Here is a 21,540-nt window from a genome sequence, read left to right on the forward strand (position 1 = left end):
GAACGAAAATGGCCGGGACTTGGAGGGGTGGGCAGGGATTGCGAAGCGGGCGGGCGCCTAGTCTAGGGGCGTCTAAGTTGAGCTTGGACCAAGAACTCAGACTTTTGGTCCAACTTGCCGTTTCATGCGCTAGCGAGCTACAGTCCTATCTGCCCGATCTGGAAGGACTTTCTTCGTGGGCCCTCCCGGGATCGAACCGGGGACCGATGGATTAAAAGTCCACTGCTCTGCCAGCTGAGCTAAGGGCCCGTGGGCGGAAGGGTAGCCCGCGAGATGGGGCCGCCCAACTGGGATTGGCCGCGTGGCCGGGGAGCCGCTCCAACCCCGGATCGAGATCACTCGGGCTGGCCGCCCGTATGACTCAGCCGCGTGAGCTCGGCAGCCCACCGCTCAGGCTGGCGATGCTCGAGAGCACCAGAGCCACCAGCTCGGTCTGCCGGTGAGTTCCGGTGCGGCGGAAGATTTCTTTGAGCTGGTGCCGCAGAGTTCCTTCGGAGACCTGGGCCTCGTTGGCATACTCCGCGATGCTTCGGCCCGAGGCGAGCGCGGCGGTCAGGCGCGCGAGTGCGGGCGTCAGGTCGAAAAGTGATTCGAGCGCCGTCGCCCGCGCAGTCAGTGGCGCTTCCGGATCGCAGATTACCGCCAGCGCAACGATCTGCGGACCGAAGAGCGAGCGCGGCTGGGCGCCGGCGATCGGCGCGATGAGGACCTGATACGGCCGACGGCCAGAGAGTCGGGGCAGAGCGAGCACGGTGGCCGAAGGAACCGGCGAGGTCGCGGAGGCGCGCAGGATCGCGTGGTGAAGTCGACGGGTCGCGTCGTGCATGGCGGCCTCGAGCCTTCCGCGGCGCACGGTGAAGCCATCGGCGGCGGACAGGATCGCCTTCGCGGCGGCGTTGCAGGCGTGCACTCCGCCCTCGGAGTCGACCAGGGCGATCCCGTAGGGCAGCTGATCCACCAACACCGGCCATGCGTTTCCCCGGGTGATCAGCGGGCTCAAGCGCTCGTGCATTTCCCGCGCGCGCACCATGTGCGGTACGAGCCGGCGCATGAGTCTCTCCTCCGCCGGTTGGAAGGGTCCACGCTGATGACTGCGCGCGACCGTCAGATAGTCACACTTCGTGCCGTCACTCTTCACGACGCCGCAAAGAATGCTGTCCCAGTGCACGCGCGCGAAGGCCCCGCGGTGGACCTCGAGCCGGCGAAGCTCGTCCCAGGGCACGATCTCGTCACCGCAGAATGTGGTGCCGAGCGCGGGAGTCCCGGAAACTCGGCTCCAAGGATCCTCGCCCTGGAACTCGTCGAGCCAGAGCTGGTTGTACTCCGGGTCGAGATTGTGGATCACGGAGACACCGCTCTGGCCGCGCGAGTTGCTGAAGCCGAGCACCGCAGCCTCGGCACCGAGACTCGAGCACAGCGACGAGAGAGTCGCGCCCCAGCACCCTGGATCGAGCGCTGACTCGTAGATCGACGCAACGAGAGCCGCGAACTCCGTCTCGGTCATGGAGCCATTGTGCCCGAATCGGAGTCGCCCCAGCGGATACCCCATATGGGAGATGTGCGCGCCCCCCGGCTCGAACAGACTCGAATCCCTCTAGGAGGGAGCTCGATATGTGGTCCGCTCGAGTCACGGCGCACCCTCATCAACACCTCCCCGAGGCAACTCCTGCCGCCTTGGAGCTTCGATTCCGGTGAGGCTTCGCGACCCGGTCTCCGGGCAGATGTGACGGCAAGTCGCTCGCACGGGTTGGTCGCGCACGCGCCCTCTTCCACTTGGTCGCGACCCTTTGGGAGCCACGGCGACTTCTCCAAGAGCTCGGCGCTCGGCGAGGACTGAGGATAGAACACGGCGAGACGCGCGTTGGAACACTTGACCATGAACGGGTTCGGCTAGCGACCGGCGTCCCCCGTCCCCTAAGGTTTGCTGGTGGTACGCAGATCCAGCGCGACTCCCGACGTGGCGTCCTTCTACCATCTCCGCGGTGCGTCACTCGCGGGGAGGGCCTGCGCCGGAACGGCCTGCTTCGTCGCGCGGCACCGCAACGCGGAGCGCTGGTCGACGACATCGGCTGCTGAGCCCCGCGTCTACTGCATCGGCAAGTGCTACGCGTCCCCCTCGGCGTTCGAGACGACCGAGCGACCCATCATCGGAGTCCGCACCGCACGGCCGGTCGTTCTCGAGCGCATCGCGGCGGGCGGCGCTCCTACGCTGGCTCGCTACACGGCGGCGGGCGGCTACCGCTCGCTCGCGCGCGCACTGGACATGCCGCCGGACCGAGTCATTGCAGAGATCGAGGCATCGGGCTTGCGCGGTCGCGGCGGCGCGGGCTTCCCCACCGGGCGGAAGCTTCGATCGCTTGCGGCACAGTGCGCGGTCGCGAAGTACGTCGTGATGAACGCCGATGAGGGGGATCCCGGCGCGTACATCGACCGCATCCTGCTCGAGGACGATCCGCACGCGGCGCTGGAAGGCTTGTCGATCGCCGCCTACGCAACGCAGGCGACGCGGGGCTTCATCTACCTCCGCCGCGAATACCCCGACGCGCTGACCCGCCTCGGGACCGCGCTCGAGGATGCCCGCGCAGCTGGCTTCCTCGGAGAGGACGTACTGCACCGAGGGTTCCGCTTCGACGTCGATCTCGTGGTCGGCGAGGGAAGCTACGTCTGCGGCGAGGAGACCGCGCTCCTCCATTCCATCGAGGGCGTTCGCCCGTTCGTCCGCAGTCGCCCACCGCACCCGAGCGAGCGAGGCCTCTTCGGGGCACCGACCGTGGTGAACAATGTCGAGACACTCGCCAACCTCCCATGGATCCTCGGCCACGGGGCGCACGCGTACGCCTCCATGGGCTTCTCCGAGAGCCGCGGGACGAAGGTCCTCTCGCTCAATTCGCTCTTCGCCAGGCCCGGGCTCTACGAGGTGGAGCTCGGCATCCCCGTGCGCCACGTCGTCGAAGAGGTGGGTGGGGGCCTGGCCCGGGGAACCCTGCGAGGCGTGCTGATCGGCGGCCCGCTCGCCGGCGTGCTTCCACCCGGCCAGCTCGACGTCCCCCTGGCGTTCGAGGAGATGCGTGCGGCCGGCGCATCGGTGGGCCACGGGGGAGTCATCGCCTTCGACGAAGACACCTCCATCGCGGACCTGATGCACCACGTGTTCTCGTTCGGGGCGTACGAGTCTTGCGGCCGCTGCACTCCGTGCCGGCTGGGAGCGCGGCACATCGAGCGAATGACGCGGGCCTCGGACACCGACGTACCTTGGGACCTTGCGACGTTCGAGGACCTCGTGTCGGCGCTCGGCCGCACCAGCTTGTGCGGGCATGGAAGCGGCCTCGCCGAATTCGCTGACAGCATTCTCCGCTACTACCGAGAGGAGCTCCTCGCATGCTTCGCCTCGTCGTGAATGGGGAGCCCCGGCAAGTCGAGCCAGGCGTCACGCTCCTGACCGCACTCGAGCGTGCGGGAGTTCATGTGCCCCACCTCTGCCACGACCCGCGGTTGGCTCCAGTCGGCGCCTGTCGTCTGTGTGTCGTGGAGTTGCGAGGAGCGTCTCGACCTGTCGCCGCCTGCACGACGCCCGTCGTCGACGGAATGGAGATCGAGACCCACACGCCCGCGCTGGAGCACGAGCGATCGACGCTGCTGCGCCTGCTCGCATGGAGCTACCCGTCGGACGCCCCGGTAGGCGACAACGCGTTCCTGGCCGAGGTTCGCGCCCATGGCCTCGAGGGCGAGCTCAAAGGCCGAACGGACCCGGATCGTTCGGACGAGGCACACCCCTACATCCGGGTGGACATGTCGCGGTGCATCTATTGCTACCGCTGCGAACGGATTTGCAACGACCTGCAGGGCCAGTTCACCTGGCGCGTGTGGAACCGCGGCGCCGACACCCGGATTCGTCCTGACTCGGGCACCACACTCCTCGAGAGCTCGTGCGTGAGCTGCGGAGCATGCGCCGACAGCTGTCCCTCGGGGGCGCTCGTCGACCACACGCTGCTCGAGCTCGGCGCCGCTTCGACGTGGACCCGGACGACCTGCCCCTACTGCGGCGTCGGGTGCGAGATGAACGTCGGAACGCGGAACGGCCGGTTGGTCCAGGTGCGTCCCGTTCTCGACGCGCCGGTGAACAAGGGCCACCTGTGCGTGAAGGGACGATACGCGTTCCGGTTCGGTGAAGCGGCGGATCGCATCACCACGCCGATGATTCGCGAGGGTGACTCGTGGCGCCCGGTGACGTGGGACGAGGCCGTTCAGCACGTCGCCGACCGGTTGAAGCAGCTCCGCGCGACGTATGGCCCCGATTCCATCGGCGTGCTCGGATCCGCACGGGCCACGAACGAGGAGAACTACCTCGCGCAGAAGTTCGCGCGGGCGGTCGTCGGAACCAACAACGTGGACTCCTGTGCTCGCGTCTGTCACGCGCCGAGCGCGGCGGCGCTCCGCTCCATGCTGGGTACCGGCGCCTCCACCAATTCCTTCGACGACATCGAGCTCGCCCGAACACTCGTGGTGTTCGGGTCGAATGCCACCGAGAACCACCCCGTCGTGGGCGCCCGAATCCGACAAGCGGCGCGGCGCGGCGCCCGTCTGATCGTCGTCGACCCTCGCCGCACCGAGCTGGCGGAGATCGCGGACATTCACCTTCGACTCAGGGCCGGAACCGACATTCCGTTGCTCCACGCCCTGGCCTGGACCCTGCTCCACGAGCATCTCGTCGATGCGGACTTCCTCGCCGCCCGAGTCGACGGACTCGAGGAATTCGAGAGCTTCGTTGCTCCCTGGACTCCGGAGCGCACGGCCGAGGAGTGCGGGGCCGATGCGGATCTCATCCGCCGCGCTGCCCGGATGTACGCCACCGAAAAGCCGTCGATGTGCTTTCACGGGCTTGGTCTGACGGAGCACGTCCAGGGAACCGACACGGTGATGGCTCTCGTCAATCTGGCACTCCTCACGGGAAACGTCGGGCGGCCCGGAACTGGCTTGAACCCCTTGCGAGGGCAGAACAACGTTCAAGGAGCGGCTCACATGGGCTGCGACCCCCGCCACCTTGCGGGCTACGCCCCCATCGAGTCCGGTCGGGCGCAGGTCGAGGCAGTCTGGGGCGCGCCGATCCCCAGCAGCCAGGGGCTCGATCTGATGGAAATGATGGACGCGGCGCGCGCGGGCCGGCTGAAGGCGCTCTACGCCATCGGGTACGACGTTCTGCTCACCAATCCAAACGCCAACGAGACACTGGAGGCGCTGTCGCAGCTCGATCTGCTCGTCGTTCAGGACATGTTCCTGAGCGAGACCGCGCGCCAGGTAGGGACGGTCTTTCTTCCCGCGGCGTCGTCCTTCGAGAAGGACGGCACGTTCATGAACTCGGAGCGCCGCATCCAGCGCGTACGGCGCGCGCTTCCGCCTCCCGAAGGAGCACGCGCGGACTGGCAGATTCTCTGCGCGCTGGCGGCAGCGATCGGTCGTCCGCACGGATTCACGTTCGCGTCCGCGGAAGAGATCTGGGAAGAGGTGCGTCGCGTCTGGAAGGCCGGAGCAGGCATCAGCTATCAGCGCATCGAGCGAGGCGGTTTGCAGTGGCCCTGCCCGTCCGAGGATCACCCCGGGACGCAGATCCTTCACCAGGGGACGTTTGCGAGCGGAGCACGCGCCGCCCTGCGCCGAGTCGAGTATCGAGGCGCAGCCGAACGGCCGACGGCCCAGTACCCGTTCGTCCTGGTCACCGGGCGAAGGCTGTACCAGTTCAACGCCGGGACGATGACCGGGCGGACCCTGAACATCGTGCTTCAGCCCCGCGACGAGCTCGCCATCGCGCCCGAGGATGCGGATCGGCTCGGGCTGCAATCCGGCGATCGCGTCGTCGTCCGCAGCCAGGACGGTGAGGCGACGATCTCGATCCGCGTGACCGACGAGGTGAGCCCTGGCGAAGTGTTCGCCACGTTCCAAAGCGGGGAGGTCTTCTTGAATCGAGTGACCAGCTCCCAGCGGGACTCGGTCACGCACACGCCGGAGTACAAGAGGACCGCCGTCGATCTCCGGCGTGCCAGCGGATGAGCGGCCGGCCTGCGTTGGCTCGGCCTTCGGCCAGCCTTCCATCACCTCGCGCACCAGGTCGTAGCGCTCGTCGCCGTCGCGCCGCAGCAGCGGCACGCACTCGAAGTCACACGGGCGTTCATGGTGTTCGAGGGGCGGAAGTCACTCTACCGGGTGTCGCCGATCGCGGGCCCGCGGCCGCGGTATGTGGCGTTGCTTGCGTACGACACGAAGCCGGGGACGGACAGCTCGGAGCTCCTGAAGCGCGTGAGATACGGCCGGCTTCCGGCGGGCGCCTGAGCGCGCGCCAGCCGAGGCTCAGTCGACCTCGACCAGCCCTTTGTTGGGATTGATCAGATACTTCTTTCCCGTGGCTTGCTTGCCGTACACGGCGATCTCCTCCAGGCGCAGCGCGTCCACGAGCGAGACCTCCTTGTCGTAGTGACTGGCGAAGGTGGTCTTGATCTCCGCTGCGACACGCTCGCGGAGCTTCTGCGCCGGTGCCGGACCGATCTTCTGCATGAACGCCGTGAGCAGCCAGCCGCCGATTCCCCAGGCCATGCCGAAGTCGCGGGTCAGTTCGGTCGGGCCGCGGTCCAATCGGCCGTACACGTAGAGCTGCTTGTGCCTGGTGGAGCCGTAGCGGCTGTATTCCTTTGCCGCGCGCGTGGCCGCGGCTTCCATGCATGAGAGGATCTGGCTTGCGAGGGCGCCGCCGCCGATCGCATCGAACGCGAGCGTGGCGCCAGTGGAGACGAGAGCTTCCGTGAGCTCGTCCATGAAGGTCGGCGTTCCGGACGTCAGCACGTGCTTGGCGCCGAGCTTTCTCAGGATCTCGACGTGCTCCGCACGACGCACGATGTTGACGAGTGGGATCCCATCTTTGGTGCAGAGCTTGACCAGCATCTGGCCGAGGTTCGAAGCCGCGGCCGTGTGGACGAGCGCGGAGTGACCTTCCGCGCGCATGGTCTCCACCATGCCGAGGGCAGTCAGCGGATTCACGAAGCACGAGGCGCCCTCCGCAGGCCTGGTCCCGGGAGGCAACAGCAGACACTGACTCGCGTTGAGGGTGCGATACTGCGAGTACATGGCCCCGCCGAGCACCGCCACGGTCTTTCCCATGAGCGCCCGGGCTTCGTCGGAGGCTCCCGCACGCACCACGACGCCGGCGCCCTCGTTTCCGACCGGCATCGACTGATCGATACGTCCCGCGACGCTGCTCAGCACCGCGGGAGGGATGCTCGCAGTGACCACCAGGTGCGGCGCCGCGCCCGACAGCTTCGCCGTCGTCATGTCGGCGCCTCCAAACAGCAAGCCCAGATCCGACGGGTTGATGGGGCTGGCGTCGATCCGGACCACGACTTCGTCGGGCTTGGGCTCCGGCGTCGCCACACGCGCCAGCGACAGCTCGAGGATTCCGCCCGTCTTCACCGTCGACCGGAGCTGGAGCCCCGTTGTGTCACTCGACATGGCCGACCCTCAAGACCACTTGTGAAGACGTACGGGCAAGTGGCTGTAGCCCTTCACGAAGCTGTTGCGCACGCGCACCGGCTTGCCGACCAGCTCCACGGTACGGAATCGCTTCAGCACCTCCTCCCACAGCACGCGCAGCTGCATCTCGGCCAGGCGGCTGCCCATGCAGAAGTGGACGCCGAGCCCGAACGACAGGTGTTGCCGCGCGTTCTTGCGATCGATGCGGAGCTCGTTCGGCGCCTCGAACACAGACTCGTCGCGGTTCGCGGACACGTACCACATGGCAACCTTGTCGCCCTTGCGGATCCTCTTCCCGCCGAGCTCCACGTCGCGCGTCGCAGTGCGCCGCATGTATGCAAGCGGTGTCTGCCAGCGGATGATCTCGCTCACCATGTTGGTGATCAGGCTCGGGTCGTCTCGCAGCTTCTGATACTGGTCCGGGAACTGGTTCAGCGCGACGACGCCACCCGAAATCGAGTTCCGCGTGGTGTCGTTCCCGCCGACGATCAAGAGAATCAGCGTCCCGAGATACTCGAGCGGCGTGAGCCCGCGCGTCTCCTCCGAGTTCGCGAGCGCAGTCACGAAGTCCAGGCGCTCCCCGACCTTTCCCTCGCGCTGCTTCCACAGCTTGGTGAATGTCTCCAAGCACTCCATCAGCTCGGCGCGGCGCTGCTCCTCGGTGCCGACGATCGAGACGTCGATCTCCGGGTCGGCAGTCGTGATGTCAGACCAGCGTGTCAGCCTGCGGCGCTCCTCCCAGGGAAAGTCGAACAAGGTCGCTAGCATGCCGGTGGTGAGCTCGATCGAGACGCGGTCGACCCAGTCGAAGGTCTCGCCGACGGGAAGCCCAGCCAGGATCTCGATCGCGCGCTCGCGAATCAGTGGCTCGAGCCGGGCGAGGTTGCGGGGCGCAGCGACGGGCTGAACGACTTTGCGATGCGCGTCGTGCCTCGCCCCGTCCATCGTGATGAAGCCCGCTTCGAGCGGGAAGTCGGGCTCGGGATCCTGGAGCACGATGCTGCGCGCGGAGGAGAACACCTCGGGGTCCTTCTCGACCGTGACGACGTCGGCGTGTCTCGTGATCGACCAAAACGGCCCCCACTCGCCCTGTGCGTAGTAGTGGACGGGATCTTCCGCGCGCAGGCGCTCGAAGTACCCCCACAGCGTGTCTGTTTCGAAGAGCTCCGCGTCCGAGACGTCGATCTTGTCGAGGGGGACGGAGTAGGGATCCACGTTGGCCTGATTCATCACAGCTCCTCATTCGATGCGGGCTTTCCGGCGTCGCCAACCTGCGCCCTGGCCGAACCCGCTGGAAGACCCGCTGGCCCGAGCGCAGACGCAATTATCCGCCAAGACCGATGTGGAGGCGAAGCACAGGCGATCAGGACTGAAGCGGATCTGGGATCTTGCGGATGCCGTCAATGTTCATCGCCCATGGCATTGCAGAGCGACAGAATCCTTGTGCTCTCGGTATCAGCTCACGACGTTGCTTGATGGCGCCGATGCGTAGATTGAACGTCTCCGGTGTCTCCGCCCGCGTCGAATAGAGCGACGTACCACAATCTCCACAGAACGCGAGCAGGATCTTCCGACCGCTTCCTCCTGTCTTGATGTAGGTCTTCGGACTACCCCGCAGCCGCAGGTCCTGCGGTCGCACTCGAATGACGCTCACTCGATACGGTGCGCTCGAGAAGGTCTGGCAATCGGTGCAATGGCAAATGACGACGCGATCAGGATCGATCTCGGCCTCGTATGCGACGCTCCCACAGTGACAACTTCCATCAACCTTCATTGTGTCGCTCTCGAGTTCGGTGGGTCATATCGATGGCGAACCTCTTTTCACGCGGATTGTGATGGATCAACGGGACTGTCCGCGAGTCTCCGTCTCGAGAACTCCACCCGGGGCGAGCTTTCGTGTTGAGCGAGGATAGGTAGCCCGGCCTCTCCGCGGTACCCTGCCTCTGGGTATGCTGTTGCAGTGATGCGCGTCCCGTGAGGAGCGCTCCGAGTGGGGGATGGCCGTTCTTCCGGGGTTCCTGCGCCCCGAGGTGATCGAGTCGCTCCGCCTCGAGTGCGAGTCACTCGCCAAGGTGGGGCACTTCTCGGAGTGCGCGGCACGCCGTGGATCGAAGTGCCGCCGGCTGATCTTCCCGACGACCACCCGCGGCGCACGTTCCAGCGCACTGCGCTCACCGCGGTGGCCTACGACCCAAGTGGTCGCACTCGAGAACGACCGCGGTCTGCCCACCACCTACATGTATACCGAAACCGTCGCGGTGCCGAAGCAGATCAGGGGTGACGGCCTCGGCGCGGGAGTGTTCGGAACGAACTTCACGTTCGACGACTTCGAGCGCTTCATGAGTCTGAATCGCACCGAGGAATCGAAACGCCTGTCCGACGAAACTCGCGAAGGGCACCCATCGTTCGTGCTGGTGTCGACCCCGCGTGACCCGATTCGCGGCTCCTACACCAAAGTGAAGACTTGGGTCTATGGCGATCAGGAGCGGGTGCGCCGCGTCCTGAAGGCCGACCTCGACCGCATCGTGACGAAGGACGGTCTGTCCTATCCCGGGCGAATCACTCTCCGCGATCTCACGGAAGGCACGCAGACACAGCTCGACATCACCTCGTCGGAGATCGACGGGAAGCTGGTATCGCAAGGCGAGCTCGAAGTCGGCGAGCTCGGCCGCTACTGCCGCTAGGCCCACGGCACCCGCGCCGCGCTCGGCATCCAGCGAATCACCGCCGAGATCAACGCGCAGCGCGCCGACGAGCCGCCGAACGTCCTGGCTCCCGAATGGGACGTCTGGTCCGTCATCGAATGCGAAGACCGCAAAGCGACCTTCCCCGCTCGCTTCCTCAGCCGGCACGCGCCAGACTCTCGGGACTCTCATGACGGCCGAGCCAACGCCCAGGCGCGCGAGCGGGACTCCGCGCCTCACTTCGGCTGGCTTCCTGCGCGAAGTACTCCGGCTGGCCACGCCCTACTGGAGCTCCGAGCAAAAGCTACGCGTGCGCGGTGTGACCTTCTTGCTTCTGATCCTGACCGGCGGGCAGGTGGGCATCACCGTCTGGGGCAACTACTGGAACCGCGACTTCTTCGACGCGCTGGAGGCGCGCTCGGTGAGCCGGGTGCTCGTGCAGGTGGCCGTGTTCGCAGCGATCTTCGCGGCCTCGATCGCAGTCACCGCGGCGCACCTCATGGTCAAGCGCTGGCTGCAGCTCGGCTGGCGCGAGTGGCTCACGCTGAAGCTCGTAGGTCGCTGGATGGAAGGCGGACGGCACTACCGCCTGCTCCTCGCGCCGGCCGCGCACGACAACCCGGACCAGCGCATCGCGGAAGACATCCGCATCGCGACCGAGAGCGCGGTCGCGCTCGCGCACACGCTGGTCTACTCGGTGCTCACTCTCGGGCTGTTCGTCGAGATCCTCTGGTCGGTCTCGGGCCCCGCCACGGTGAGTGGCACCACGATCCAGGTGCCCGGCTTCATGGTGCCGCTCGCGTTCCTGTACGCGGGCGTGGGCAGCGCGCTGGGTTGGTGGCTCGGGCGCCCGCTCGTGCGCTCGACGAACGCCCTGCAGACCGCGGAGGCGGACTTCCGCTTCGGGCTGGCAAGCGCGCGCGAGCACTCCGAAGCGATCGCGCTCGTGCGCGGCGAGCCGGGCGAGCGCGCACGCGCGAGCACGCGCTTCGCGGAGATCATCCGGAGCTGGGACCGCCAGTCACTCGCCTACATGGGGCTCGTGTCGTTCTCGACCGGCTACGGTGGGCTCCTGCCCGTGTTCCCGCTGCTCGTCGCGGCGCCACGCTACATCGCAGGCTTCATGACGCTGGGCGCGCTGATGCAGGCTGCCCAGGCGTTCCAGCGCCTCACGGGAGCGCTCTCCTGGCCGGTCGACAACCTTGGCGAGCTCGCGAGCTGCCGCACCGCGGCGGGTCGCGTGCTGGCGCTGCACCAGGACCTGGAGCGATTGGATTCGGAGGCGCGCGCCCCCAGCGCGGCGCGGATCGTGGTCAGTCCATCGTCCGAACGACGCCTGGCGATCGAGGACCTGTCCATCGCCGAGCCGTCGGGGGAGGTGCTCCTGGAAGGTCTCTCGGCGGAGCTTGGGCGCGGGAAGCGACTGCTCGTCACGGGTGACTCGACGGTGACGAGCACCCTCTTCAAGGTGATTGCCGGTCTCTGGCCGTGGGGCCGTGGCCGCGTGCTTCTGCCGCGCGACAAGGACCGCGGCGTGCTGCTGATACCGCAGCGGCCGTTCCTGCCCGAGGGCAGCCTGCGCCAGGCGCTGTGCTATCCGAGCCCGCCCAGCGTATTCGATGACAAGGCGCTTCGCCACGCGCTCGAGTGCGCCGGCATCCTGTGGCTCGCGCGCCGCCTCGACAAGGTGGGCCAGTGGGAGCGCATCCTCCCGTTGCGCGAGCAGCAGCGGCTGGCCTTCGCGCGCGCGCTGCTGAAGCGCCCCGCCTGGATCGTCACTCAGGATGCGACCAACGCCTTCCACCCGCGTGGTGAGCAGCTCATGTTCGAGATGCTGCACCGCGAGCTGCCGGACCTCGCGTTTCTCACCATCCGCTCGAGCCCGGGGCTCGAGCGATTCCACCATGACCGGCTCGTGCTGCGCCGGCCCCCGGCTCACCGCTCTGCGTGACTCACGAGTAGCGCGCAGGCAGCCAGCCACGCTCGACGCACTCGCGGAAGCACCAGGGCGGCGTGGTCTCGGTGCGGTAACTCCAGAAGAACCAGCCCCGAAAGCGTTCGAAGGCGAGGAGCTGCGCCGCTGCATAGGCGCGATAGGCCGTGTCTTCCTGGAACGCGTCCATGCCGCCGAGCGGGTGGCCGGGTGGACGCTCCCACGAGCGCGTGAAGCCGTCGGGGTCGAAGCCCAGGCTCCACTCGCCTGCGATCGCGGGCACGCCCAGGTCGCGCAGGACCCGCTCTCCTTCGTCGCGCCAGCTTGCGGCCGCTGCGACGTGTCCGGGCACGTCGAGCGCCTGGCTCTCCGGATCGAAGCACTGGTAGCGGTGCACGTCGTAGAGGACGTTCTGGAACCTGGCCGGGTCGAAGAAGCCGAGATACTCGCTGCGCGGGCGGAAGCCGTCGTGGAACATCACCGCGACGCGCTCGTGTGCGCAGTGAGCACGGACGGCGTCGTACGCGCGCCGGTAGAAGTCCTCGAGGAAGTCGGTCGGAATGTCCCAGCGCGGCTCATTCAGCACCTGGACCGCCCAGAGACTCGGACTCGAGCCGTAGCGTCGGGCCAGCCGCCCGAGGAGCTCTATCGAGTGAGCCACGTACTCGGGCCGTCTGTGCCAGTCACACACATCCTGGAGCCCGCCGTTGTCGAACCCGTTCTGGCAGCCCGCCGCGGCGTGCAGGTCGAGCACGACGCGCAGCCCGAGCTCGTCCGCCCAGGCGAGCGCGCGATCGAGCACGTCGATCCCGCCCTCGACGAACGGGAACGGGTCCTTCCCATACTTCGGGTGGTAGGGCACGGGCGGCCCGAGCACCCAGTGACCGACCGGGATCCGGACCGCGTCGATCCCCACCCCCGCGAGCCACGCGAAGTCGTCGCGCGTGATGAACGTGTCCCAGTGAGCGCGCAGGCGCGGCGCCGCCTCGCGGCCGAGCTCGGCGCACCAAGTCGTCTCGTCCGTGGCCGCGAGCCCTGCGAACAGGCTCGGCTTCATCCATTTCTCGAGCACGAGCCAGCCGCCGAGATTCACTCCGCGGACGGGGCGGGGATCAGGCACGGCGGTCGGGCTCAGCTCGGGCCGCGAACTCCGTCTCGGTCATGGAGCCATTGTGCCCGAATCGGGGTCGCCCCAGCGGACGTACCCCATATGGGAGATGTGCGCTCCCCCCGGCTCGAACAGACTCGAATCCCTCTAGGAGGGAGCTCGATATGTGGTCCGCTGGAGTCACGGCGTTCTGTCTTCTGTTGGGGGTTGCGGGATCGAGCGGTACGGCGGCCGCGCTGACCCTTCAGTCCGATGCGCGAATCGTCGGAATCATGCAACAGACTTGTTTTCTCGCCCCGCCCCCTGCGCCGCCCCAGTGCCAGATCTTCGGGCCGACTCAGAGCCCACCGAGCTCGTTCGCCCCCTTCAGCGGCTCCGTCACTGGCGACGCCGGGAACACCTCTATGCAGGACTCCCAGGTCGGCACGACCTCGATGACGGGATCCGGCGCGGCGAGTCTCGGGGGACATCCAAACGCAGTGAGCTCGATCTCGCGTTTCTCGATCAGCTTCATCGCCGATGCCGCTGCGACCTACTCGTTCACGGGACAGCTGTCTGGTGGCTCGAGCTCTGGACCGAGCACGACCAGCACGATCGCTCAGCTGATCGACGTCACCGCGGGGAACGTGTTCGTCTTCGAGACGAGCGCTGCCGGGCAGTTCAGCAGCACAGGCGCGCTCGTGGCCGGGCACCAGTACACAGTCTTGGTCTCCGCTAGCGTCAACACGAGCCCGAGCACCGCCTACGCGTCGACCGGGAGCTACAGCTTCATTCTTACGGCAACGCCACCTGCGTCGCCCGCGCCGCTCTTTCCGTACGAGCCGCCGCCCGACCGTTAGCCACGCTTCCGGGATGGGCCTCACCGTGGCCCTCCGTGGTGTCTGAGGGTCCACCAGCGGGGATCACACGAAACCTCTGCGTGACTGGTTCGGCCGGGCCGAAGCGCGAGTCTCCGGGCTGGGGTATGTGCCAGCGGCTGTGTGGGCGGGAGTTATCCCTGCTTCGACGTCAGTCTCGTAGCCCCGGGGCTCAACGATGTCTACGGTGAGACCTCCGGCGCCGCCTTGAGTCACTCGATCTTCGCGAACTCCATCGCGACGGGCGGAGCGTACGGAGCCGCCAGCGTCGGTCACCTCGGCCTTCCGAGCGGCGGCTGAGGGCCACTGCAACTTCCCGCGTCTACTCCAACGCGGCGCGGTGAGTCGTATGCCTAAGAGACCTTACGAGAAAGCAGCACATACGGGACGCTGGGCGGAAACGATGTTCCGCGCCCTCTCGCAGCGGGCGAACAGCCGCTGGAGAAGCTGACTGCGCAGAAGACGGCCACGAGCGCACGAGTCACTTCTCAGCGCGGCAGCGACTTGTTCAGGCGCTTCACGAGCGACGCCGCGGTGCCGACGGCCTCGCCGAGCACCGCGTCCGCCGACCTCTTCATCTGCTTCCAGGATCCCTCGGCCGCGGCCGACAGCCTGTCGAGAATGCGCGCGACATCGCGGTGCCGGCGCCGTAGAGCCGCGAGCTCGGCGCTCGCATCCTTGCGCAGCGCGCGGATACGCTGCCGCGCGTCGGCCTCGATCGCGCGCTCCGCATCGCGCAGACCCTTCTGGATCTCGCCGATCGACCTCTCCAGGTGCTGCACGCCGCGCTTGATCTCGCCGTAGGCGCCGCTGCGGCCGCGTGAGACCGAGCTTCTTGCACGTTGAGTCGCCATGACCTCGCTCCTCTGAAAGCCCGACGACCCTAGTCTCGTCGCGCAAGTGTGTGCGTCAAGAGTCGCTCCTGCTACGCCCCGGTTCCGGCTCGGGGCACGCCGCTGTCCGACACGTCCTTCAGCGATGAAGACGCCGGCCGCGGCCGTTCGACTCACCCTCCGAGCTCACTCCGATGGGCCCCTGGGCAACGCCAAGAGCACGTTGACCGGCTACGTCCCCGGCGAGACGAACGGACAGCCTGGATCCGACGGGCTCGCGCCCGGCGCCGTTGGAACCACCGCGTCGAGGGAGGGCGGGTGCGAGAAGTTGAACATGTCCTCGAGCGTGTCGGCGCTGCCATCGCGCGCAGTCAGATGTTGGATGTGTGATTCGCCGTTGCCCTGGTTGTTGCTGAGGAAGCGCTTCTCGATCAGCGCCAGGAGCGAGGCGTGGTCGCCGACCGTGTGCGAGACGTAGTGCGGCTTCGAAAACGGTGAGACGGCGATGAACGGCACGCGGACGCCGAGCTGGTCGAAGTTGGCGCACTCGGGCGGATAGGGTCCGGTCGTGGTGAAGGTCGGGCAGATGGCGAGTGCCTCGGCCGGACTCACTACGCTGCAGTTCGCGCCGCCGCCCGGCTGCGTGCTGGCGGGTGGGTTCGACAGGTCGGCGCACAGGCCGGGATCGATGCCGTCGGGATTGCGGGCATCGGTGTGCTTGCCCTGTCGCGCCCGCGGCGGGGCGACGTGGTCGTAGAAGCCGCCGTGCTCGTCGTACACGATGAAGATGATCGAGTCCTGCCAGTTCGGGCCGTTCCGCACCGCGTTGACGACGGTCGAGACGAAGCCCTCGCCCTTCCTGACGTCGGTGGGCGGATGCTCGTCGTTTTCCGCGGCGCCGCCGAAGATGATTCCGAAGATCGGATCGACGAAGGAGACCGCCGGCAGCGTGCCGTCCGCGCCTGCGCCAGGAACGCCGAGAGCGGCTGAGTGTGTGGAGTCACGAAGGGGAACGCGGACGGGCGGAAGGTGAACGACTGGGGGATCTCCGCGAAGTAGTCCACCCAAGACACGCCGTTCGAGTCGAGCAGGTCCATGATCGTGCCCGTGATCGGCTTGTAGCCCTCGGGCGGCGGCGTGATCTCGGAGGTCGTGAGGTGCCCGAACGAGGTCGCGGCCATGAGATACGACCGGTTCGGGAAGGTCTGCCCGATGACCGAGCAGAAGTAGCGGTCGTCGATCGCGAAGGTCTGCGCCAGCGCGTAGTAGAACGGGAGATCGTCCTGAGTGTAGAAGCCCATCGTGTCGTCGTCGGTGGGGGTTTCGACGCCACCGTCGGGCTGCCCCTCGGTGGTGGCGTCGTTCTGGCGCACGAACCCATCGGCGGGGCTGAAGAAGCGTGTGAGTGCCGGATGCTCGAAGAAGAGCTCCTTGTGACTCCCTTTCCACGAATGGTCGAGATCGGGCCCGACGCAGAAGCTCTGCTCGTGAAACGAGTGGACGATGCTGCCGTCGTCGTCGAGGTTCGCATTCGCGCAGCGGAAGCCGCCTTGCGAGTCGACCCTGCAGGAGAGCCCATCGACGCAGCGATGGTCGTTCTTGGGGCAGAAGCCGAGGCCACCGTGATACGGGCCTCCGGGCACGTAGGGCAGCGCCCCGAAGTAGTGATCGAAGGAGCGGTTCTCCTGCATCACGATGATGATGTGATTCACCTTGTGCAGGTCGGCGTCGGCGCGCGCGATCGTCGCGGACAGGCCGAACGCGAGCATCGAGAAGCCGATCGCCAGGGCGGTAGAGAGGGCTGCGAAGAAGTTGCGAAGCTGCATCGCCATCCTGGGGCAGCGAATTCGGTCAGCATGAGCCGAGCTCGTCGATTGCCGCTTCGACTGCTCGGTCGACGGGGGTGCCGACTCGGAGGCGAATCGCCTCGCCGGGATCCGGTGGCTCGAGGGTCTCGAGCTGGCTGGACAGGAGCGCTACAGGCATGAAGTGACCTGCGCGCGCGCGGAGCCGTCGTTCGATCTCCTCGCGGCTCCCGTCGAGGAAGACGAACCGGAGCTGGGTCGGGTCAGGGAGCCCCGAGCGGAGCACCTGCCGGTGAGAGCGCCGCAGCGCGGAGCATGCGAGGACGACGCCTCGTTTCGAGGCGACCCACTCGCGGATCGCTCGATTCAGTCGCTCGAGCCAGGGCTGCCGGTCTTCGTCGCTGAGCGACTCACCCCGGCGCATCTTCTCGACGCTCGTCGGGTCGTGCCAGTCGTCGCCTTCCTCGAAGTGGAAGCCGAGCTTCCGGGCCAGCGCTCGCCCGAGCGTGGACTTGCCCGCCCCCGACACACCCATCGTGACGATGACCATCGATGCTCCATCAGTGCGACGCCAGTGACTGCTGCAGGATCTCGAGATTCATCGGCATCACGCGGATGACTCCGCGCCGGGGGGCGTCGATGTCGGCGATCATGAAGAGCGAGATGCTGAGCACGAGCGGCAGGATCATGAACAGGGCGAACCGAACCCTGCTCTCGTGCGCGCCCGCGCCGACCACCATCATGGCGCACACCGCGATGGCCCCGAGCAGGTCCCAGGCACCGTCCGGAATCCGGTTCAACCACGCCGCGGTGGTGTAGCCCTGTGAGTTCAGCACGTCGTTCATGCCCATGACGACGGCCGTCATCACGGGGGTCTGCTGGGCGCGGGCCGCCGGTGCAACGGCCGACCACAGGTCGTTCTGCAGCTGGGCGGTCCGGTCGATGGTTCGCGCGAGCTCCTGATCGTTGCGCGTCGTGTAGTAGAGGATGCGCTGATCGAGATAGGCCACGAGCAGCGCGCGCGCTTTCTGGGCATCGGCCGCGGGCAGCATGTCCACCCGCAGATACTCCGTGCCGATGGCGTTGGCCTCCTCCTCCTCCAGGTTCTTGCGCTGGTCGTAGCGAGTCACCGCCATCGAGAACGTGAAGCCCACGATCAGCGCCAGGAGGGTCAGCACGGCGCTCTGCACCACGCCGTAGTCCTCGCGCTGTGAGTCGATCTCCGGCCGCAGGCGCCGGAACAGGGCCGCCCCCACCCAGGCCGCGAGCCAGAGGCCGACGAACGAGACGACGAACAGGAGCAGCGGACGATGCGCCAGCAAGACCATGGCCTAACCCCCGGTCAGATCGTAGCGCGGCGTCTTCGATGAGTGCCCGCTCATCCCGGGCTCCACCGCCCGGTGTAGACTGGGGTCTCGACGGGAGGGGATCTTTCATGAACGCGCGCCGCATCATCGCGCTCACCGGGCTGCTTCTGGCCGTCGTTCTCTGTGGTACGGCGCGTTTCGCGCGTGCCGGCTACACCAGCTACCTGAAGCTCGATGGGGTGACCGGTGAGTCGCAGCCGCCCGGCCTGCCCGATGCCACCTTGGTCCGCTCGCTCTCGCTGGGCTCGCACACGTTCTCCGAGACGCAGATCATCGACTCGACCTCGTCGTCGCTGCAGCAGGCCCTCCTCCAGGGCACGAGCACGGACGGAGAGATTGCCTTCTTCAAACAGCCGATCACGACGAGCGAGCCGTACGAGAAGATCCTGCTCCACGACATCATCGTGAGCAGCATCCAGACCGGGACGTTCAACTCGCAGCCCTCAGAGAACGTCTCGTTTCAGTTCGCCTCGCCCGCGACCTATCTGTATCTCGCGCTGCCCGGCACGGGCGGGTCGGGGTCTCCGCCGGGCCGGCCGGGCGTGATTCCGATCGACTCACTCACCATCACCGACAACGTTTTCTCGGTTCACCGGGCCGTCGACGCGACCTCGCCTGCGCTGGCCGCCGCGTTCGCGAACGGCTCCGCCTTCGCCAACGCCTCACTGCTCGTGTATACGGACATCACGGCCCAGACCCAGCCGGACTTCTCGATCGTGTTCGACCAGGCGCTCATTTCGAGCATCGTGGGCGATGACAGCGGTCCGGTGCCCGGAGAGACGATCTCCTTCTCGGCGACCGACGCGAACGTCGTGCCGGAGCCTGGCAGCGCGGCGCTGCTCGCAGCCGGGGTTCTCGTGGCTGCGGTTCGGCGGAGAAGTCGCCCGAGCTAGAGTCGCGCGGCTCGGGCGGCAGGAGTGTCTCAGGCACTCACTCCGTACGAGCGAGCCACTCCTGGCACCACGGCCCCTTCAGGCGGGCCAGCTCGGCGCGGGCGATGTCCTCGGCTTGGGCGCGAAGGGGCTCGGGCAGCGCGCCGTCGGGCGTGCGCAGCGTCGATCCGATCTACGAGCTCCTGCGCGATGCGCGGCGCGGCCCAGCCGTAGAGCTTTCCCACGTGTGTCACGGGATTCTTGCCGGAGGCGGCCTCGAGGGTCATCGGCCGCTGGGGCGTGATCAGGCCGTTCACGCGGTTGCCGCGGCCGACCTCTCCGTCGTCGCATCACCTCGAGCGCCGGCTCGAAGCCGAGCTCCGCCGCGCCGGCCGCCTGCGCCACGCGGGATCGCGACCAGCTCGCCGAGCGTCCAGCTGGAGGGGCAGCGCGCGCTCACCGGGCGCGTCTCCGGGCCGCGGCTGCTCGACGGAGCGCGCCTTGCGCTCCGCGGGGCTCGAGGCCAGCACCAAGTAGGGCTCGCGTTCCACGGTCCTGGCTCCAGCTCAGAGAGGCACGTCGTTCCGCCCGCCACCCGACGCCCGGCCCGACGGCCCGAATGCCCCCAGCATCGATCGGGCCGCTCCTCCCGGGCATCGGGGGAAGCCGGGAGTTCGCCCCGGGTTCAGGGGAGCGTGGATGACTCACCGGAGTGCCCCGCCGCCCCAGCTCGCCCCGCTGCGCGCCCCCACCACGGCAAGCTGTCCGACGGCGACGCCGCCCGAAGGCGCGAGCGCCAGGAGCACGACGAGATAGGCGCTCTTACAGGAACGGAAAGAACGGATCCTCACCAACGACGAGCGGCGCCACCATTTCCATGAGTCGGCTCTGGACGGCGATGTGCGTGCGCACCGTGATCGCGTCGCGCAGCAGTCGGTCGAGCGGCGAGCTCGCGTAGATCGAGCTCGAGCCCGCGATGTCGATCATGAGCTGCGCCACGTCGCGCGCCATGTCGAACGCGGCCATGCGCGACAGCGTCAGGTGGAGACGCAGCTCGCGTGACAAGCGGCCGTCTCGCTGCAGCGCCTCCCACACGCGATCCATCGTGTCATAGGTGTAGGCGCGCGCCGCGCCCAGCATGCCCTCGGCGCGTGCCAGTCCGATGCGCACGCGCGGCGCGTTGCGCATCAACGTCATCTCGGGCATCAGCATCTTCGACTCCGCGAGCGCGCGCACGACGTCGATCGCGCGCCGGCCGATGCCCAATGCCACGCCGTGCATGTTGGTGATGAACATGCCCGAGAACTGATAGAGGGGCTCCTTGCGCTTGGGCGGCTCGAAGGCTGAAGCCGTGCTCCTCCGGCACGAACAGGTCGTGAGTCGTGTAGTCGTGACTGCCGCTGCCCGCAAGCCCCGTCGTGTGCCAGGTGTCGAGCACCTCGAAGCCGCTGGACGGTGCCAGGAGCATGCGTGACTCGGGCAGGCCGTTCGCGCCGAGCACGGGCTGATCGCCGTCGAGGATCAAGCAGCCGGCCAGCATCACGTCGGCGTGCGTGCAGCCGCTGCCGAACGCCCAGCGCCCCGAGACTCGGTAACCCCCGGGGACACGCACGGCCCGTCCGACCGGGTGGGCCAGTCCGGCAGTCACCATGTCGAGGTCGGGGTAGATCTCACGCGCGACGGCTTCGTCGAGAAAGGACCCGAAGAAGCCGGCGTCGGAGCCGATCATCACGCACCAGCCCACGGAAGCGTCCGCAGCCGAGAGAATCTCGACCACCTCGTTCTGCGCGCGCGGCGACATCTCGGGTCCGCCCCACGCCGCGGGCATGGGCATGCGAAATGCGCCTGCGGTCTTGAGCTCGCTGACGAGGTCGCCGGGCAACCGCCGCAGCTTGGCGATCTCGTCGCCACGCTTGGCGACCGCCGGCGCGAGGGCGCGCGCGCTCTCGAGTATCTCTTCGGAGCCGAGCGTCATGCCGGCGATGTTGGACCGCGACACCGCAATGTGTCAACGCTCGCCGGCGAACGCAGCGTCTCAAATCCAGCGGCGGATGCGGGCGCGGTAGCGCTGGTACTCGTCTCCGAACTTCCGCTCGAGATAGCGCTCCTCCGGGCCAATGCACCACTCGCCGACGATCCACACGAGCCCGGGCCCGAGGAGCAGCGGCCAGACCAGGCCGAGCAGCAAAGACACTCCCGCGTACAGGAGCACGAGCGAGAGATACATGGGGTTGCGCGTGAAGCGGAACGGCCCCTCGACGACGAGCGAGACGGTCGGCCGGATGGTCACGACGGTGTTCCCGCCGGACCAGAAGCGCGGGAGGGTCCAGGCCACGAGCGCGAGCGATGCGGCGACGAACAGCGCGCCCAGCGCGCGGGCCAGCGTGGCGGGCGGTCGCGGGAGCGGCACGAGGCGATCGAGCATCAGCCCCGCCAGGAAGAACAGCACGTAGATCAAGGGCGGGGGGAACCAGACTCCTGGATGGTCGGGCGGCACGCTTTTCGACTCGCTCATGGCAAGGATTCTACCGGCTGCTCGACAGACGCCAGGCGGGTCATCCGCGCC

At 67.5% G+C, this 21,540-nt stretch carries 18 protein-coding genes, 1 tRNA gene and 2 pseudogenes; 6 read left to right on the forward strand and 15 right to left on the reverse strand.

The features are described from left to right. Positions 1 to 176: 176 nt before the first annotated feature. Positions 177 to 249, reverse strand: a tRNA-Lys gene (locus tag VMR86_08525). Between the two features lie 112 nt (positions 250 to 361). Continuing rightward, positions 362 to 1,345: a hypothetical protein gene (locus VMR86_08530; protein ID HTO07091.1), complete on the reverse strand. Its 984-nt coding sequence runs from the start codon at positions 1,343 to 1,345 to the stop codon at positions 362 to 364. Positions 1,346 to 1,957: 612 nt separating this feature from the next. Here VMR86_08530 and VMR86_08535 point away from each other — a divergent pair. After that, positions 1,958 to 3,397 (forward strand): NADH-ubiquinone oxidoreductase-F iron-sulfur binding region domain-containing protein, encoded by a 1,440-nt coding sequence (locus tag VMR86_08535; protein ID HTO07092.1) that lies wholly within the window; start codon positions 1,958 to 1,960, stop codon positions 3,395 to 3,397. Beyond that, a complete protein-coding gene (gene fdhF, locus VMR86_08540; GenBank protein ID HTO07093.1) occupies positions 3,379 to 6,045 on the forward strand; it encodes a formate dehydrogenase subunit alpha in 2,667 nt (888 codons plus the stop codon). The genes VMR86_08535 and fdhF overlap by 19 nt, the downstream gene beginning before the upstream one ends. A 297-nt stretch (positions 6,046 to 6,342) precedes the next feature. On the opposite strand, the gene VMR86_08545 is transcribed toward fdhF, so the two are convergent. The 3 genes from VMR86_08545 to VMR86_08555 all read right to left on the reverse strand — a co-directional run bounded on the left by VMR86_08545 (position 6,343) and on the right by VMR86_08555 (position 9,289). Further along, entirely contained in the window at positions 6,343 to 7,494 is a 1,152-nt protein-coding gene (locus VMR86_08545) for a zinc-binding dehydrogenase (GenBank protein HTO07094.1), read from the reverse strand. A 9-nt stretch (positions 7,495 to 7,503) separates the two neighbouring features. Beyond that, positions 7,504 to 8,745, reverse strand: a complete 1,242-nt coding sequence (locus VMR86_08550) for a cytochrome P450 (GenBank protein HTO07095.1) — start codon at positions 8,743 to 8,745, stop codon at positions 7,504 to 7,506. A gap of 133 nt (positions 8,746 to 8,878) precedes the next feature. Continuing rightward, positions 8,879 to 9,289, reverse strand: a complete 411-nt coding sequence (locus VMR86_08555) for a GFA family protein (protein HTO07096.1) — start codon at positions 9,287 to 9,289, stop codon at positions 8,879 to 8,881. A 421-nt stretch (positions 9,290 to 9,710) separates the two neighbouring features. On the opposite strand from VMR86_08555, the gene VMR86_08560 reads away from it, so the two are divergent. Together VMR86_08560 and VMR86_08565 are read left to right on the forward strand one after the other, a co-directional pair. Beyond that, a complete protein-coding gene (locus VMR86_08560; GenBank protein ID HTO07097.1) occupies positions 9,711 to 10,199 on the forward strand; it encodes an outer membrane lipoprotein-sorting protein in 489 nt (162 codons plus the stop codon). A gap of 190 nt (positions 10,200 to 10,389) precedes the next feature. Next, entirely contained in the window at positions 10,390 to 12,150 is a 1,761-nt protein-coding gene (locus tag VMR86_08565; protein ID HTO07098.1) for an ABC transporter ATP-binding protein/permease, read from the forward strand. Between the two features lies 1 nt (position 12,151). Here the strand turns inward: VMR86_08565 and VMR86_08570 are convergent, their stop codons facing one another. Continuing rightward, positions 12,152 to 13,252 carry a glycoside hydrolase family 5 protein gene (locus VMR86_08570; GenBank protein HTO07099.1) on the reverse strand — a complete coding sequence of 367 codons (1,101 nt, stop codon included), beginning with the start codon at positions 13,250 to 13,252 and terminating at the stop codon, positions 12,152 to 12,154. Positions 13,253 to 13,644: 392 nt separating this feature from the next. Here VMR86_08570 and VMR86_08575 point away from each other — a divergent pair, with 392 nt between their 5' ends. Continuing rightward, complete coding sequence (locus tag VMR86_08575) at positions 13,645 to 14,079, forward strand: hypothetical protein (protein ID HTO07100.1); 435 nt, start codon at positions 13,645 to 13,647, stop codon at positions 14,077 to 14,079. Positions 14,080 to 14,585: 506 nt separating this feature from the next. Here the strand turns inward: VMR86_08575 and VMR86_08580 are convergent. From VMR86_08580 to VMR86_08600, 5 genes and pseudogenes are all read right to left on the reverse strand, one after another. Then, a complete protein-coding gene (locus VMR86_08580) occupies positions 14,586 to 14,951 on the reverse strand; it encodes a hypothetical protein (GenBank protein HTO07101.1) in 366 nt (121 codons plus the stop codon). A gap of 210 nt (positions 14,952 to 15,161) precedes the next feature. Then, positions 15,162 to 15,998 (reverse strand): alkaline phosphatase family protein, encoded by an 837-nt coding sequence (locus VMR86_08585; protein HTO07102.1) that lies wholly within the window; start codon positions 15,996 to 15,998, stop codon positions 15,162 to 15,164. Then, positions 15,965 to 16,762: pseudogene (locus VMR86_08590) on the reverse strand (alkaline phosphatase family protein). Before VMR86_08590 ends, VMR86_08585 begins: the two are co-directional and overlap by 34 nt. Before the next feature lie 19 nt (positions 16,763 to 16,781). After that, entirely contained in the window at positions 16,782 to 17,285 is a 504-nt protein-coding gene (locus VMR86_08595; GenBank protein HTO07103.1) for a gluconokinase, read from the reverse strand. Positions 17,286 to 17,295: 10 nt separating this feature from the next. Then, positions 17,296 to 18,063, reverse strand: a complete 768-nt coding sequence (locus VMR86_08600; protein ID HTO07104.1) for a hypothetical protein — start codon at positions 18,061 to 18,063, stop codon at positions 17,296 to 17,298. Between the two features lie 107 nt (positions 18,064 to 18,170). Between VMR86_08600 and VMR86_08605 the strand changes: the two genes are divergently transcribed. After that, positions 18,171 to 18,995: a type VI secretion system tube protein Hcp gene (locus VMR86_08605; protein HTO07105.1), complete on the forward strand. Its 825-nt coding sequence runs from the start codon at positions 18,171 to 18,173 to the stop codon at positions 18,993 to 18,995. A 161-nt stretch (positions 18,996 to 19,156) separates the two neighbouring features. Here the strand turns inward: VMR86_08605 and VMR86_08610 are convergent. From VMR86_08610 to VMR86_08625, 4 genes and pseudogenes are all read right to left on the reverse strand, one after another. Beyond that, positions 19,157 to 19,321, reverse strand: a pseudogene (locus VMR86_08610) (methionine adenosyltransferase). Positions 19,322 to 19,796: 475 nt separating this feature from the next. After that, positions 19,797 to 20,186, reverse strand: coding sequence for a hypothetical protein (locus VMR86_08615; GenBank protein ID HTO07106.1), 390 nt, complete (start codon positions 20,184 to 20,186; stop codon positions 19,797 to 19,799). Then, positions 20,083 to 20,949, reverse strand: coding sequence for an acyl-CoA dehydrogenase family protein (locus tag VMR86_08620; protein ID HTO07107.1), 867 nt, complete (start codon positions 20,947 to 20,949; stop codon positions 20,083 to 20,085). Before VMR86_08620 ends, VMR86_08615 begins: the two co-directional genes overlap by 104 nt. Before the next feature lie 60 nt (positions 20,950 to 21,009). Continuing rightward, a complete protein-coding gene (locus VMR86_08625; protein ID HTO07108.1) occupies positions 21,010 to 21,489 on the reverse strand; it encodes an isoprenylcysteine carboxylmethyltransferase family protein in 480 nt (159 codons plus the stop codon). Positions 21,490 to 21,540 lie beyond the last annotated feature (51 nt).

The organism is Myxococcota bacterium (assembly GCA_035498015.1).
GTDB lineage: Bacteria > Myxococcota_A > UBA9160 > SZUA-336 > SZUA-336 > VGRW01.